The following is a 15,548-nucleotide window of genomic DNA, read 5'->3' on the forward strand; positions in this document are numbered from 1 at the left end:
AACCTCAGAACTTGAACGGAAGATAGAGCGCGAGATCAGGCCAGACATACAGGATGGCGACCGAAATCAACATGAGCACAAGGAACGGCAAAACGCCGCGCGAAACTTCGGACAGCTTCGACCGCGCCACCGACTGGATGACATAGAGATTGAGCCCGACCGGCGGTGTGATCAGCGCACATTCCACCATTACGACCATATAGACGCCGAACCAGACCGGATCGAAGCCCAGCGCCATGGCCGCCGGCAACAGCACCGGCGTCATGATCAGCACCATGGACAGCGACTCGAACACCAGCCCCATGATCAGAAGCACGACTGACACCACAATGATGAAGGCAAGCGGGGTGTCGATGGTCTGTCCGATGAAGACCGAGATGTCCTGCGGAATCCGGTAGAGCGTGATCGCCTTTCCGAACACCTTGGCCCCGGCGATGATCAGCACGATGGCGACCGTCGTCACCATGGCATCGAAGGCGGCTTCCTTCAGCCCCTGCCAGGTGAGCGTGCGCAAGAGCGGACCGGTGATCAGAAGCGCCACGGCAAAACCGATGGCGGCGGCTTCTGTCGGTGTCGCAGCGCCGCTGTAAATCGCGCCTATTACCACCATCGCCAGCAGGATCGAGGGAAAAGCCCGCACCGTTGCCCGCACCCGCTCATCCCAGCTTGACGCCGGTTCCGGTGTATAGCCGCCGAACCAACGGGCGTAGACCATCGAAAAACCGATGAAAAACGCCACGAGCAGCAAGCCCGGACCAACGCCCGCCAGGAACAGCGCGATCACCGACTGTTCGGTAACGAAGCCATAGACGATCATCGGGATCGACGGCGGAATCAGAATGCCAAGCGTGCCGCCGGCGGCCAGCAGTCCGTAGACGAATTTCCGTTCATAGCCGCGCTGGATCATTTCCGGAATCGCAACCGTGCCGATGGTGGCTGCCGTGGCGACCGACGATCCGGAAATGGCGGCGAAGATGGCGCAGGACAGAATGGTCGCGACAGCCAGCCCGCCCGGCCAATGGCCGACCCAGGCATGAACGGCGGCAAACAGATCCCGTCCAACCCCGCCCTTGAGCAGGATATTTGACATCAGCAGAAAAAGCGGCACTGCCAGCAGAATGAAGCCGTCGAGTGTCGACAGGATCGCCTGTGGCGCCATCAGCGGCGAGAAGCCGCCGAGAATAAGCAATGCAAGGCCAAGGCCGCCCAGCGCGAAGGCGACCGGCACCCGGATCAGCAACAAGGTGAACAAGGCTACGAGAATGAGAACTGTGGTCATTCCATAACCACCGCTTCATGATCGCCCGACTTGGGCTTCTGGCCCAGCTCGAGTACAGCCTGTAGGAACAGAAGCGCGAAACCGACGGGAATGGACAGTTCGGAAATCCACATGGGAAGATCCAGCATGGTGCCCGACGTACGGCCGCGTTCGAAGGAATCGTAGAAAATCGCGCCGCCCTTCCAGGCGACCAGAATGCTGAACACCGCCACAAAACCCATTGCAAGAACATGACAAACGCGGCGCCAGGCCGGGCTCAACTGGTCCGTCACAGCGTCAACCGCGATGTGCCGGCCGGTCTTAAGCAACCAGGGCATGGCAAGCATGGTTCCCCACATCAGGCACAACTGGGACAGTTCCGACGCCCAGATGGTGGGAGCAATGAAAAGATACCGCGCCAGCACTTCATAGGTGAGCATGCAGCCCACGGCGATGAACAGGAACGCGGCCATCCAGGCGAAGGCCTGGAGAACAAAATAGAAGGCTTTCATGAAACCAACTGTCGATCGAGCAATCGGCAAGGCCGGAGCAGGACGCCGGAGATCCGGTATCCGTTACGAGAAGCGGCCGGTCGTTTCCGGCCGCTTCTGTCGTTCATCATCCGTCAGAATTTCTGAGCGGCATCAAGAACCTGCTTGCCCAGCGGGCCTGCTTTTTCGACGAAGTTGTCATAGACCGGCTGGCTGACGCTCTTCCAGGTGGCCATTTCTTCCTCGGTCGGTGTGTAGACCGTCATGCCGTTCTGCTTCGAAACCTCGTAACCGTCGGCCTCGATCTGGGACATGCGGTCACGCACATCGGCTTCCGCCTTCAGGGCAGCGTCTTCGATGATCTTCTTGTGCTCATCCGGCAGGCTGTTCCAGAAATCCGTGTTCACCACGACGATAAACTCGATATCCGCATTGTTGGTGACGGTGATCGTATCCATCACTTCCCAGAGCTTGCGAGACTTCACGCCGGAAATGCCGGTCATGCCGACGTCCACCGTACCGCGCTGGTAGGCCAGATACTGTTCCGAGCCGGAAATCAGCGTCGGCGCACCACCGGCCACGGAGACGAAATCGCCAAGGGTCTTGCCGAAGACACGGACTTTCTTGCCCTTCAGATCGTCCGGCGTTTTCAGCGGACCACCGTTCGACAGCATGATGGAACCGCCGTAAGCCTGCCACCACAACACGGTCGACCCGGTTTCCGCGATCGCTTCGTCCAGCGGTCCGCGGACGGGAGACCCTTTGGCAACAGCCTTGCGGACCTTTTCTTCGGTGTCAAACAGGAACGGCTGATAGAAGATGTCGACGGCGGGAATGTCGCCGACATACCGGGTCAGGGACGCAACACCCATTTCAATGGAGCCGCTGCCGACCGCCGCCGGAACCTCGTTGTCCTTGTAGAGCTGAGCGGAATCATAGATCTCCACCGCGATGTCGCCGTTGGAGTTTTTCTCTACTTCTTCCTTGAAAAGCTGGAGATTCTGGCCGAGATGGCTCGTCAAAGGCAATTGCAGCGAAATGCGCAGGGTTGTATCCGCGGCTTGCGCCGAACCGGCTGCCAGGCCAAGCGCCATCGCTGCGCCAAGCGCCCAATAAAGTGGTTTCATGTTTTCCTCCCAAATTTATGAAATCACTCTGGCAAAGCCTCCCCGTTCGGTCAATATGAACCAGAGTGCTGGTGCATATTAAACGATGATGCGGAGCGTGTGCGCCCGGTCGTCTTTCCAGTTGTCCCTTGCGTTATAAGGGGCGCATCAACGTGGCCGGCCTTGCATTTTGCGGTGCACAGGCCGATAACGAAAGTCTTTTGACACACACGCCGGCTGCGCTGACAGCCGACCGTTGCGGACGTCCAGTGTATGAATTACCGCGCCATTGCGTTGCCAATCGGACGATTGCTCATCCTGATTTCAGTTTTGATGATCGTCCCCGGGATCGCGGATGTGTTCGCCAGAAACTCGGACTGGCAGGTCTTTCTGGTGTCGGCCCTCGTTCTGGGAACGGCCGGCTTGCTTATGACCATGGCCTTTCAGGGAGAGCGGCCACCGGGCCAGTTCCGCGAGGCCATCCTGTTCGTCAATGCCGCCTGGTTCGCCTTTTCCTTTGCCGGGGCCATCCCGTTCTATTTCAGTGGCCTCGGCATCAGCTTTACCGATGCCTTTTTCGAAACTGCCTCGGGCCTGACCACGACGGGTTCGACGATCCTGACCGGTCTCGACACCCTGCCCCCCGGCATCTTGTTGTGGCGGGCGCTGCTGCAATGGGTTGGCGGTATTGGCGTGGTTGCCATCGGCATCTGGCTTCTGCCGGGCCTGCGCGTTGGCGGTAGCCAGCTCTTTGCCCTGGAATCTTCAGAAAACACCAGCAAGCCCTATGGCCATGTCGGTCCGTTCGTCTACCGGCTGCTGGCTCTTTATGCAGGCCTTTCGCTAAGCTGCGCCACACTTTATCTGCTGTGCGGAATGACCTTCTTCGACGCGGTGATCCACTCCATGACCACCGTCTCGACCGGCGGTTTTTCAACGTCCGACCAATCCTTCGGGCAATTCGACGGTCTTGCGGTCTACTGGGTCGCCTCGGTGTTCATGCTGGCCTCCGCCGTGCCGTTTCTCTATCTGATCCGCAGCATCGAACGTCGGCATTGGGTGAAGGACGTCCAGATCATGTTGCTGTTGGCCATTGTGGCTGCAGCTTCGATCAGCGTTTTCCTGTTCGAGCGCTTCATTGCCCACGACACCCCGTTCCAGATGCTCACCTTTGCAGTTTTCAACGTGGTCTCGGTGATCACCACCACCGGATATGCGGCCAACGATTATCTGCAGTTCGGCCCGCCGGTCATCGCAATTTTCTTCGTGCTGACGTTCTTCGGCGGCTGCAGCGGATCGACGTCCGGCGGATTCAAGATGTTCCGGATCGCGATTCTCGGCAGCTACATCCGGGGTCTCTTCCGGCGGATGATCCGCCCTCACCGTGTGGTCGAGCCAAGATACCAGGGCCGGACTGTTTCAAATCCCGTCCTGGAAGGTGTTCTGGTGTTCGCCGTTCTTTATGCCGGGGCCTTCGCCGCTTTTTCGCTGGTCTACATGATGCTTGGTCTCGATCTCGAGACAGCGCTCAGCGCCTCCATCACGGCCCTTGCGAATGTCGGTCCTGGTGTTGGTGAAACCATCGGCCCGTCGGGCACGTTCCAGTCCCTCCCCGATCTCGCCAAGTGGTTCCTGGCGGTTCAGATGATCCTCGGACGGCTTGAAATCCTCGCAGGCATCTTGTTGCTGACGCCCGATTTCTGGCTGGATTAAACCCGATCCGACCGGAAGGTCTTCAAGTCTCTTTGAATATAGAAAACCACCGCCGGCGTGACCTTACCGGCGATGGTCTTGTTCGGGCGATCTGGCTGCAGATGCGGCCGACGGGGGGTTTTGATCGCCCGAAGCCTGATTACGGCTGGACGTTTACGAACTCGTCCGGATCCAGGAAGCTGTCCTGGTTGCTGTCAGCCGCGTTGAATGCGTCTTCAGAAAGGGTCGGGACGGCTGCCGCGATTTCCTCGTAGCTGACGTAACCGTCCTGATTGAGGTCCACCGCCTCGAATGACATGCCCTGGGCAAGCGCTGCGGTAGACGCGGTGAATGTACCGATCAGAAGAGCAGCTGTTAGACGTTTGGACATGATATGACCTCCAATGGTTTGGGTCGTGTCAGGTGCCCCGTGCGCCGGTTGGCTGTGGGATCCACCTGTTGTTCCGTCCGTTCGCCAGGCCCCTGCGACCCGCCGAACCGGAACGAGACAGACACTGCGGGCCGATCGCGACCCGCAAAGGGCAGCTCTTTGAAACCTTCGCGGCAATGTTGTGGTTGAGTATTACGATCAGCCACAGGCAGGCCTAACTCCCGTCATTTTTGACAATTTCGGGCAGTTGTTAGGCTCATTTCAAAAATGATCTTGGATTATCTATTTGATTTTATTTGTAAATTCGAAACAAATTCATTGAGTTAACAAGCCGGACCCGCTTCGCGCCTACCGTGCGAATCCGCTTGCGAGACTGGCCGGTCGGAAGCTGATCAGGGGTAGTCGCGCGAGCCGAAGATGGCCGAACCGACACGCACATGCGTGGCCCCGAAGCCGACCGCCACCGGATAGTCGGAAGACATGCCCATGGACAATTTCTCAAGACCATTGCGGGCGGCGATCTTTTCCAGAAGCGCAAAATGTTCGCCCGGCGCTTCATCCACCGGCGGAATGCACATCAGTCCGACGATGTTCAGCCCGACGTCCTCCCGGCACTCTTTCACGAAGGCATCGACATCCTTCGGCGCAATGCCTGCCTTTTGCGGCTCTTCGCCCGTATTCACCTGAACGAAACACGGCAGATCCCTGCCCTGCTTTTCCATCTCGGCTTTCAGCGCCCTGGCGATTTTCGGCCGGTCCACCGTGTGCACGACATCAAAGGTCGCGACCGCTTCCTTGGCCTTGTTGGATTGCAGCGGGCCGATCAGATGCAGTTCGATGCCCTCGAAGTCCTCGCGCAGCCCCGGCCATTTGTGCATGGCTTCCTGCACCCGGTTCTCGCCGAACACCCGTTGACCCGCGCTGAGCACCGGACGGATCTCATCCGCGTCAAAGGTCTTGGAAACCGCGATAAGCGTCACCGACCCTTCGGCCCTCCCGAACTCGGCTTCGGCATTTCGGATGTCTGCCTTAACATTTGCCAGTCGGTCTGCTGCGGAGGTCATCGGTTGGTCCTTCAATTTGCCGGGCGCTCTGCCCGTCCGGGCATCCCCTCTCTTATGCCCGCTCGCCGTTCAATCTCAAGAGCTCTTTCGGTAGGCCCTGACGCCGGAGGTGCATTTGAGCGCAAAACAGGCCGGAAGCTGCCATCCGACAGCTTTACGAATGCCGCGTTGCGAAATAAACAGGCATCTGCAAGATCATTCTCTTCTCACATGTTGACCCCGGACACGATTTCTGGTGACAGTCCGGCAGTCAATCTTTCAGGAAATCCGCCGCATCCGGCGGCAAGAACAAACGGCACAATAGATGGCAACGGAACGGTACAACGCGCGCGAAGTTGAAGCGCGCTGGCAAAAGGTCTGGAACGACAAGGACGTTTTCGTCACCCACAATGACGATCCCCGCGACAAATACTATGTCCTTGAAATGTTTCCCTATCCGTCCGGCCGCATCCACATGGGCCACGTGCGCAACTACGCCATGGGCGATGTGGTTGCCCGCTACAAACGCGCCAAGGGCTTCAACGTCCTGCATCCGATGGGCTGGGATGCCTTCGGCATGCCGGCGGAAAACGCGGCCATGCAGAACAAGGTCCATCCCAAGGACTGGACCTATGAGAACATTGCCACCATGCGCGACCAGCTCAAGATCATGGGCCTGTCGCTGGATTGGAGCCGGGAATTCGCGACCTGCGATGTCGCCTATTACACCCAGCAGCAGCGCCTGTTCCTGAAGTTCCTGGAAGCCGGTCTCGTCTACCGCAAGAACGCCAAGGTCAACTGGGACCCGGTCGACATGACGGTTCTGGCCAACGAGCAGGTGATCGACGGCCGCGGCTGGCGCTCCGGCGCGCTGGTGGAACAGCGGGAACTGACCCAGTGGTTCTTCAAGATTTCCGACTATTCGGAAGACCTCCTGGAAGCGATCGACACGCTCGACCGCTGGCCGGACAAGGTGCGCCTGATGCAGAAAAACTGGATCGGCCGTTCCGAAGGTCTGCGTGTGCGCTTCGAGTTTACTGAAGCTGCGCCCACCGGCGACAAGACGCTGGAAATCTTCACCACCCGTCCGGACACGCTGTTCGGGGCCTCCTTCATGGGCTTGTCGCCGGATCACCCGATCTCAACCAAGCTGGCGGAAAGCAATCCGGAACTGAAAGCCTTCATCGAGGAATGCCGCCGGGTCGGTACATCCGAAGAAGCCATTGAAAAGGCGGAGAAAAAGGGCATCGACACCGGACTGCGCGTCAAACATCCGCTGGATGCCTCCATCGAGCTGCCGGTCTATGTCGCCAACTTCATCCTGATGGATTACGGCACCGGCGCGATCTTTGCCTGCCCGGCGCATGACCAGCGCGACCTGGACTTCGCCCGCAAATACGGCCTGCCCGTCACGCCCGTCGTGCTGCCGAAGGACGCCGATCCGGCAACCTTCGATGTGGCGGATGAAGCCTTTACCGACGACGGTACCATCTTCAACTCCGATTTCCTGAACGGTCTCTCCATTCAGGACGCAAAGGAAGCGGTGGCAAAGAAACTGGAAGCCATCACTGTCGACGGAGCATCGCAGGCCGAACGCCAGGTGAACTACCGCCTGCGCGACTGGGGCATTTCGCGCCAGCGGTACTGGGGCTGCCCGATCCCGGTGATTCATTGCGATGATTGCGGTGTCGTTCCGGAAAAGGACGAAAACCTGCCGGTTCAGTTGCCGGACGACATCAATTTCGACAAGCCAGGCAACCCGCTTGACCGTCACCCGACCTGGCGCAACACTTCATGCCCGAAATGCGGCAAGCCTGCCCGGCGCGAAACCGACACCATGGACACCTTCGTGGACAGCTCCTGGTATTTCGCCCGCTTCACGGCTCCGGACTGCGACCAGCCGACAGACCCGAAGGCAGCCAACGGCTGGCTGCCTGTCGATCAGTATATCGGCGGCATCGAGCATGCGATCCTGCACCTGCTCTATTCCCGCTTCTTCACCCGGGCGATGCAGAAAGTGGGCGCGCTGGATCTGAAGGAGCCGTTCAAGGGCCTGTTCACGCAGGGCATGGTGACGCACGAGACCTATCGTATCGGCGAAGGCGCCAACGGCCGCTGGATCGCACCGTCCGAGATCCGCATCGAGGATGTTGACGGCAAGCGCCGCGCGATGCTCGTCGAGACCGGTGAGGACGTTGCCATCGGCTCTATCGAGAAGATGTCGAAGTCGAAGAAGAACACTGTCGACCCGACAGACATCATCGACACCTATGGCGCCGATACCGCCCGCTGGTTCATGCTGTCCGACAGCCCCCCCGAGCGCGACGTGATCTGGACCGAGGACGGCGTGCAGGGTGCCTGGCGCTTTGTTCAGCGCGTCTGGCGCCTGATCGGCGACATCGCCGAGAAGACCGAGCCCCGTAGCGGCAAGGCTCCAGGCGTCGACGGCAAGGCGCTCGATCTGCGCCGCGCCAGCCACAAGACCCTGGCTGCCGTTTCCGCCGATCTGGAAGGCCTTGGCTTCAACCGTGCCGTGGCCCGTCTCTATGAACTGGTCAACACCATCAGCAAGGTCTTCAACGACGGTACAACGGATGCCGGCACCGAATATGCAGTGCGCGAGGCGGCCGATTATCTGGTGCAGATGATGGCTCCGATGATGCCGCATCTGGCAGAAGAATGCTGGTCCGAACTCGGCCACGACAATCTGATTTCGGAGGCAAACTGGCCGAAGGCGGACGAAGCACTGCTGTCCGACGACACCGTCACCTATCCGATCCAGATCAACGGAAAGAAACGCGGTGAACTGACGATTGCAAAAGAGGCTTCCAAAGACGAGGTCGAAGCGGCTACCTTGGCCCTCGACGCCGTCAAGAAAGCTCTTGAAGGCAAGGCGCCCAAGAAGATCATCGTGGTACCGCAAAGGATCGTGAATGTCGTTGTTTAACAACCTCTTCCTGAACAGCGGCGCGTTGCGGCGCGCTGCCCTTTGCGCCGCGTTTGCCGCCGCCGTGACCCTGGGCGGTTGCCAGGTTCGCCCGCTCTATGGCAGCAGCACGGGCGACTTCGGCTCTGCCCCCTCCGCCGTGGCGAGCGAACTTGCAGCCATTGAACTGGAATCCATCTCCAGCCAGTTTGCCAACAACGATGCATCGCGCGTCCTCTACAACGAGCTGACCTACCGGTTCGAGCGCGGCGCAGGCTCAGGCGCCAAGAAGTATCGTCTCAAGGTGCTGATGGACGTCGGTAGTGCGGAAGTGGGCGTGGAGCAGTTTTCCGACGTACCGTCCGCCTATACCACCACGATGAACTCCACCTTCGTTCTGAGTGATCTGGCAACCAACGAAACCCTGATGACCGGCCGGGCATTCAAGTCCGCTTCCTACGACTTCTCCAACCAGCGATTTGCCAACACCCGTGCCTACCGCAATGCGCAGGAACGTGTTGCCAAGGCTGTTGCCGACGATATCGCCGCCCGGATTGCCGGCTATTTCGCCAGCCAGTCGTAACCCAGGCCCTGGAGGCAAACGGCCGTGACCGTCCTGAAAGCTGCGGAGATCGACCGTTTCGTTGCCAATCCTCCGGAGGCTGGCGGCGTTGTTCTGATCTTTGGCCCCGATACCGGACTTGTCTCGGAACGCGCCACCCGCCTCGTCAACAAGGCCTCTGAAGGCGAAAGCGATCCGTTTAATCTGATCAAGCTTGATGCCTCCGATCTTGGTTCGGATCCGAATCGGCTCATTGACGAAGTTCTGACCGTTCCGCTGTTTGGCGGCCGCAGGATCGTGTGGGTGAAGGATGCCTCCTCGCGCAATCTCAATTCGGCGGTAGAGCCGGTTCTCAAGCACGACGACTGGCAAACCCTGGTGGTTCTGGAAGGCGGCGACATCAAGAAGGGTGCCGGCCTCAGAAAGCTGATCGAACCGCACAAACGCGCCGTAGCCCTGCCCTGTTACGCTGATAACGACCGGGGCATTGATCAGCTGATCGATGAGGAAACCCGCGAAGCCGGTCTGTCGGTGACCCGCGAAGCCCGCGCGGCCCTGCACAGCCTTCTGGGCGGCGACCGCATGGCGAGCCGCGGCGAACTGAAAAAGCTCTGCCTGTATGCCCTCAACAAGGGCCGGATCGATAGCGAAGACGTCGAGGCCATCATCGGCGACGCATCGGCCTTTGAAATGTCCGAACTGATCGACGCGGCAGCGTCAGGTGACCTTGCGATGCTGGATCACGGTCTGGAACGGCTTGCGGAAGCCGGCTCCAAGGCCTCTGTCATCGCCAACCAGACCCTGAAGCACTTTCAGCTTTTGCATCGGATGCGAATCGATATCGAGCAAGGCAAAAACGCCCAGGCCGTCGTCGACGGGCAACGCCCGCCAATCTTCTTCTCCCGCAAACCGAGGTTTACCCAGCAGCTGAGGATCTGGTCGCTGAGTGACGTGGAACGCGCAATGGATATCCTGAGCGAGGCAACACGCATTTCGCGCCTCAACGATGCCCTCGGCGTCCCTGTCCTCTCCGAAGCCCTCCTCAAGCTCGGCAGAGCGGCCAGAGCACGACAACAGCGGCGGTAGAAGACGCCCATCTGCTCCTCTTCCTGAGCCTCCCTGTATTCTTTATGGTGTCACACACGCGTCCTCATCCTGAGGTAGCGCCTCAGCGCCGTCTCGAGGTTTGGGCGGTTCGTTCCCCAGCGTGCCTCACCAGCGGCGCTAGGACGCTCCTTACCAACCCCCGCTAATCTTATTCCGAAGCCCAACATCGTCCCGGATATCTTCCCCCTCATCCTGAGGAAGCGCGCAAGCGCTGTCTCGAAGGATGGGCGGCAAACTCCAGAACCGGTGGCTCGTCCTTCGGAACGCCGCTACTGCGGCTCCTCAGGATGAGGGGTGTAGGGGTGGCAGCTTGGCACAATCAAAAAAAAGCCGGAGCAAGATATGCTCAGGCTTCTTAATTAGTCAATAAAATCAATAACTTATTATGTTTCGACACCTAGCTTCTTGCAAAGCTCGTCAAGCTGTTCGAGCGAGGTGTATTTGATCTTGAGATCGCCGGTTTCCTTGCCTGGTTTGTGACCAACGGTCACCTTCAGGCCCAGTGTGTCGGTCAGCCGCTTTTCCAATGCCTTGGTGTCAGCGTCCTTCTGCGGCTTGTCGCCCGGCGTTTTCTTGCCTGTGATCTTGGCGAGGGCATCCGGATCCTGCGACAGCTTTTCCGCGTCGCGAACCGTCAGGCCCTTTTCCACAATCAACTCCGCCAGAGCCGCGGGATCGTCAACAGTGATCAGGGCGCGAGCATGGCCGGCTGTCAGCAGGCCTTCGGCCAGATAGTCCTTCACCGAATTCGGCAACTTCAACAGACGCATCGTGTTGGCGACGTGGCTGCGGCTCTTGCCGATCACCTTGGCGAGTTCGCCCTGGCTGTAGCTGAACTCGGCCGTGAGCTGCTCGTAGCCCATCGCTTCTTCGATGGGATTGAGATCGGCGCGCTGGACGTTTTCAATGATGGCAAGCTCAAGCGCTTCCTGATCAGTCACGTCGCGGATGATGATCGGCGCTTCATGCAGCCCTGCCCGCTGTGCCGCCCGCCAGCGGCGTTCGCCGGCAATGATCTCGAAGCGGTTGGGCTTCCCTGCTGCCGGACGCACCAGGATCGGCTGAACAATGCCTTTTGCCTTCAGGGATTCCGAAAGATCGCCCAGGTCCTTCTCGGTGAAGGTCTTGCGCGGGTTGCGCGGGTTCGGTTCAAGATGCTCAATCGGAACCCTGCGGGAATCGCGAATGATCTTTTCAGGCGGTGCGGCCGACTCGGGAGCTGAATCTCCGATCAGCGCCGCCAGACCACGGCCCAAACGTTTGTTCTTGACGTCTTTTTCCGCCATACCGCACCTTTTTCTTTTTATATTTCAATAGGATAGCACATGGTGACTGTGCCTCTTCCGCCACCATGCCTCAAAACTTGCCAGATCGGAGCCGAATCGATCCTGCCTTATGCCGCAACGCGTCGCAATTCGCGCTCACGCTGAATGATCTCGGACGCCAGCCGCAGATAGGCCTGGCTGCCCGCACACTTCAGATCGTAAAGCAGCGCTGGCTTGCCGTAGGACGGAGCTTCCGAAATACGGACGTTGCGTGGAATGATCGTTTCGTAAACCGCATCGCCCATGGTTTCGCGAACATCGGCGACCACCTGGCTGGAGAGGTTGTTACGGCTGTCATACATGGTCAGGACAATGCCATGAATGCTGAGTTCAGGGTTCAGCGCATTCTTGACCTGCTCAACTGTGCTAAGCAGCTGGCTGAGACCTTCAAGCGCGAAGAACTCGCACTGGAGTGGTACCAGAATGGAATGCGATGCGGACAGGGCGTTGATCGTCAGCAGGTTCAGCGACGGCGGACAGTCAACCAGGACATAGGTAAAACCGATTTCCTGGAACAGACGCGACTGGGTCAGGTTCTCGATGGCGCTGCGCAGGCGAAACGCACGATCGCTTGTGGAAGCAATTTCCAGTTCGAGGCCCAGAAGGTCCATGGTTGATGGTGCCACCCAAAGACGCTGCACGGCGGTTTCGCGGACAGCCTCGGCCAGGGAGCAGTCGCCGCTCAGAACTTCATAGGTCGACAGGCCCCGGTCACGATGTTCGATGCCCAAACCTGTCGAGGCGTTGCCCTGCGGATCAAGATCGATCACCAGAACTTTTTCGCCAATCGCAGCAAGCGCCGTGCCGAGGTTAATAGCGGTCGTGGTTTTGCCCACCCCGCCCTTCTGGTTCGCGAGCGCGAGAACGCGCGGCATTTCGGGAAGCATGCTCATTGCTACGACACCTTCCTGGCTACTCCGGCCGGGCTGAAATATTTGAGAAAAGAAGCATCCGGCTCATTGGATCAACAAGACTGTCTTTTTCTATCATGTCGAACTGCCAACGGGCAGTAGCTTCGTTAACTTCTCGCTGAAAATCCTGACCTTTGTGGAAAACAGCCTTTGCTCCTGCCGCCGTAAACGGTTCGGAGAGCTGAAAAAGCAGGTCTAGCGAAGCCAATGCACGGGCCGACACTGCGTCCACTGGGCCGTGCTTCCAATCTTTCGCAACCGATTCGATCCGGCCCGGATGCACCGTTCCCTTAGATCCTGTCTCCCTCAGAGCCGTTCTGAGGAACGCGACCTTGCGCTGATTGCTCTCGATCATGTGGACGTGAGCGTCTGGTTCATCGGCCAGAAGGATGGCCGTGACAATACCCGGGAAACCACCGCCGCTGCCGATATCCACCCATGTGCGCGCCTCGGGAAAACTCCACTGCGTTTGCAGGCTATCTGCCACGTGACGCGTCCAGATATCGGGGATTGTCGACGGCGCGATCAGGTTTTGTGCGGGTTGCCACTTCAAGACGAGATCGACAAAGATCTGGAGCCGGTTCAACGTTTCACGTGAAACATCCCCATACTTATGCACAACCTGTCCAGATGTATTCAACATCACTGGGCGGCCCATCAGGCTGCCCCCTTCTGGCTCTGACGTTTCAGACGCGACAGGATCAGGGTAAGTGCGGCTGGTGTCATGCCATCCATTCGTGACGCCTGACCAAGGGTTGCCGGGCGAATATCGATCAGCTTCTGGCGCACCTCATTGGACAGTCCGGTGATCGCTTCGTAGTCGAAACCATCAGGGATCGACAAGGCTTCATCGCGTTTCAACGCTTCGATATCCGCCATCTGACGGTCGAGGTAAACAGCATAAAGCGCGTCGGTCGCAACCTGCTCAGCAATCGCCGGATCGATATCATTTAGCTCCGGCCAGACATGCGTCAGGCCTTCAAAGGTGACATTCGGATAGGAGAGCAGATCAAACGCCGACCGGCGAATGCCATCCTGGTTCACCGGTAATCCTTTCTTCTGCGCTTCGGACGGTGTCACCGTCAGATTCGTCAGAAGATCCCGGGCCGCGGCTATCTGGGCCATCTTGCTTTCGAAGGCACCGCGCCGGGTTTCCGACACGCAGCCAATCGCGATACCCAACGGAGTAAGACGCTGGTCCGCATTGTCTGCCCGCAGCGACAACCGGTATTCCGCACGGGAGGTGAACATCCGATACGGCTCGGTGATACCTCTGGTGATCAGATCATCGATCATGACACCGATATAGCCTTCAGACCGGTCCACCACGAACGGTTCCTTGCCGGCAGCCTTCAGCGCGGCATTGAGGCCAGCGACGAGACCCTGCGCCCCCGCTTCCTCATATCCGGTCGTCCCGTTGATCTGGCCAGCCAGGTAAAGACCGGAACAGCGCTTGGCTTCCAGTGTGGGACGCAGCTCGCGCGGGTCGACATGGTCATATTCAATCGCGTAGCCCGGCCGCAATACCACCACGTCTTCCAGACCCGGAATGGTCTTCAGAAACGCGATCTGTGCGTCTTTGGGCAGAGATGTAGAGATACCGTTCGGATAGACCGTGTGATCATCCAGCCCTTCCGGCTCCAGAAAAATCTGGTGTCCGTCCCTGTCGCCAAAGCGAACGATCTTGTCTTCGATGGACGGGCAATAGCGCGGGCCCCGTCCCTTGATCTCACCCGAGTACATTGCGGAACGGGAGAGGTTCTCGCGAATGATCCGATGGGTCTCAGGCGTTGTGCGTGTAATGTGGCACGGAATCTGAGGCGTCTCTATCTTGTCCGTCAACGTGGAAAACGGGATCGGATCCTCATCGCCGGGCTGCTCTTCGAGCTTGTCCCAGTGGATTGTCCGCCCGTCCAGCCGTGCAGGTGTACCCGTCTTGAGACGACCAAGATCGAAGCCGATCTGCTCAAGCGATTCAGACAGTCCAAGCGCCGGAGCCTCACCGGACCGGCCAGCCGGGATCTTCCTGTCGCCTATATGAATAAGGCCGCGGAGAAACGTTCCGCTCGTCAGCACAATGGCGCGGCAGTTGATCACTCGGCCATCGGCCAATTCGATCCCGGAAACAGAACGTGTCTCGCCGTCTCGGTCAAACCGGATCTTGTGGGCTTCCCCCTCAACAACACTCAGACCTTCGACCGCAGCAATCTCGCGCTGCATCGCTTCCCGGTAGAGCTTGCGATCCGCCTGGGCGCGAGGCCCGCGGACAGCAGGACCCTTGCGCCGGTTGAGCATGCGAAACTGGATCCCGCCCTTGTCGGCGACCCGTCCCATCAATCCGTCGAGCGCATCGATTTCTCGTACGAGATGCCCCTTCCCCAAACCACCAATGGCCGGGTTACAGGACATTACGCCAATAGTGTCGAAGCGATGGGTGACCAGCGCAGTCGTGGCACCGGCGCGCGCAGATGCCGCCGCGGCTTCGCAGCCCGCGTGCCCACCGCCAATCACCACCACGTCGAATGTCAGGTCAAGTTCGTTCATAGTCTCTACTGCTCACGCGACCCGGCAGCTGGGTGTCGGGTTCGGGTCTGTCCGGTTCGGTTTTCGGGATCATTGTCCGGCCTTGGCCAGACTATCACAGGCCGCACAAACCGGCACTTGTTCGCCGAGACTTATACGTGTGACGCTGCTGGAGGTCAAAGCGGAATTTCCGCGAACAGATACATCGTCTGG

At 59.0% G+C, this 15,548-nt stretch carries 13 protein-coding genes; 4 read left to right on the plus strand and 9 right to left on the minus strand.

Annotated features, from left to right (window positions below; all coding sequences use genetic code 11):
- Nucleotides 1-4 precede the first annotated feature (4 nt).
- The 3 genes from AC2A6O_RS10530 to AC2A6O_RS10540 form a co-directional block, all read right to left on the minus strand.
- A complete protein-coding gene (locus AC2A6O_RS10530; RefSeq protein ID WP_148583346.1) occupies nt 5-1,279 on the minus strand; it encodes a TRAP transporter large permease in 1,275 nt (424 codons plus the stop codon).
- Entirely contained in the window at nt 1,276-1,770 is a 495-nt protein-coding gene (locus tag AC2A6O_RS10535) for a TRAP transporter small permease (RefSeq protein WP_148583345.1), read from the minus strand. Before AC2A6O_RS10535 ends, AC2A6O_RS10530 begins: the two co-directional genes overlap by 4 nt.
- Nucleotides 1,771-1,883: 113 nt before the next feature.
- Entirely contained in the window at nt 1,884-2,876 is a 993-nt protein-coding gene (locus AC2A6O_RS10540; protein ID WP_148583344.1) for a TRAP transporter substrate-binding protein, read from the minus strand.
- 252 nt (nt 2,877-3,128) lie between these two features.
- Here AC2A6O_RS10540 and AC2A6O_RS10545 point away from each other — a divergent pair, with 252 nt between their 5' ends.
- Nucleotides 3,129-4,568 (plus strand): TrkH family potassium uptake protein, encoded by a 1,440-nt coding sequence (locus tag AC2A6O_RS10545; protein WP_209000998.1) that lies wholly within the window; start codon nt 3,129-3,131, stop codon nt 4,566-4,568.
- Between the two features lie 139 nt (nt 4,569-4,707).
- Here AC2A6O_RS10545 and AC2A6O_RS10550 read toward each other — a convergent pair whose 3' ends face one another.
- Together AC2A6O_RS10550 and AC2A6O_RS10555 are read right to left on the minus strand one after the other, a co-directional pair.
- Nucleotides 4,708-4,938 (minus strand): EF-hand domain-containing protein, encoded by a 231-nt coding sequence (locus AC2A6O_RS10550; RefSeq protein ID WP_148583343.1) that lies wholly within the window; start codon nt 4,936-4,938, stop codon nt 4,708-4,710.
- A gap of 392 nt (nt 4,939-5,330) precedes the next feature.
- Nucleotides 5,331-6,002 (minus strand): YggS family pyridoxal phosphate-dependent enzyme, encoded by a 672-nt coding sequence (locus AC2A6O_RS10555; RefSeq protein ID WP_148583342.1) that lies wholly within the window; start codon nt 6,000-6,002, stop codon nt 5,331-5,333.
- 304 nt (nt 6,003-6,306) lie between these two features.
- Between AC2A6O_RS10555 and leuS the strand changes: the two genes are divergently transcribed.
- From leuS to holA, 3 genes are read left to right on the plus strand one after another with little or no spacing between them, the layout of a single operon-like run.
- Nucleotides 6,307-8,928 carry a leucine--tRNA ligase gene (gene leuS, locus AC2A6O_RS10560; RefSeq protein WP_498926828.1) on the plus strand — a complete coding sequence of 874 codons (2,622 nt, stop codon included), beginning with the start codon at nt 6,307-6,309 and terminating at the stop codon, nt 8,926-8,928.
- Nucleotides 8,915-9,490 (plus strand): LPS assembly lipoprotein LptE, encoded by a 576-nt coding sequence (locus AC2A6O_RS10565; protein WP_498926830.1) that lies wholly within the window; start codon nt 8,915-8,917, stop codon nt 9,488-9,490. Before leuS ends, AC2A6O_RS10565 begins: the two co-directional genes overlap by 14 nt.
- A gap of 24 nt (nt 9,491-9,514) precedes the next feature.
- The gene (gene holA / locus AC2A6O_RS10570) at nt 9,515-10,555 is read left to right on the plus strand and encodes a DNA polymerase III subunit delta (RefSeq protein WP_498926832.1); all 1,041 of its coding nucleotides are present in this window, start codon (nt 9,515-9,517) and stop codon (nt 10,553-10,555) included.
- Between the two features lie 404 nt (nt 10,556-10,959).
- Here holA and AC2A6O_RS10575 read toward each other — a convergent pair whose 3' ends face one another.
- From AC2A6O_RS10575 to mnmG, 4 genes are all read right to left on the minus strand, one after another.
- A complete protein-coding gene (locus tag AC2A6O_RS10575) occupies nt 10,960-11,862 on the minus strand; it encodes a ParB/RepB/Spo0J family partition protein (protein WP_148583339.1) in 903 nt (300 codons plus the stop codon).
- Nucleotides 11,863-11,969: 107 nt separating this feature from the next.
- Entirely contained in the window at nt 11,970-12,794 is an 825-nt protein-coding gene (locus tag AC2A6O_RS10580; RefSeq protein ID WP_148583338.1) for a ParA family protein, read from the minus strand.
- Between the two features lie 19 nt (nt 12,795-12,813).
- Nucleotides 12,814-13,455: a 16S rRNA (guanine(527)-N(7))-methyltransferase RsmG gene (gene rsmG / locus AC2A6O_RS10585; RefSeq protein ID WP_498927093.1), complete on the minus strand. Its 642-nt coding sequence runs from the start codon at nt 13,453-13,455 to the stop codon at nt 12,814-12,816.
- Nucleotides 13,456-13,469: 14 nt separating this feature from the next.
- Complete coding sequence (mnmG, locus tag AC2A6O_RS10590; protein ID WP_498926835.1) at nt 13,470-15,356, minus strand: tRNA uridine-5-carboxymethylaminomethyl(34) synthesis enzyme MnmG; 1,887 nt, start codon at nt 15,354-15,356, stop codon at nt 13,470-13,472.
- Nucleotides 15,357-15,548 lie beyond the last annotated feature (192 nt).

This window comes from Labrenzia sp. ATLA3, from assembly GCF_057180185.1.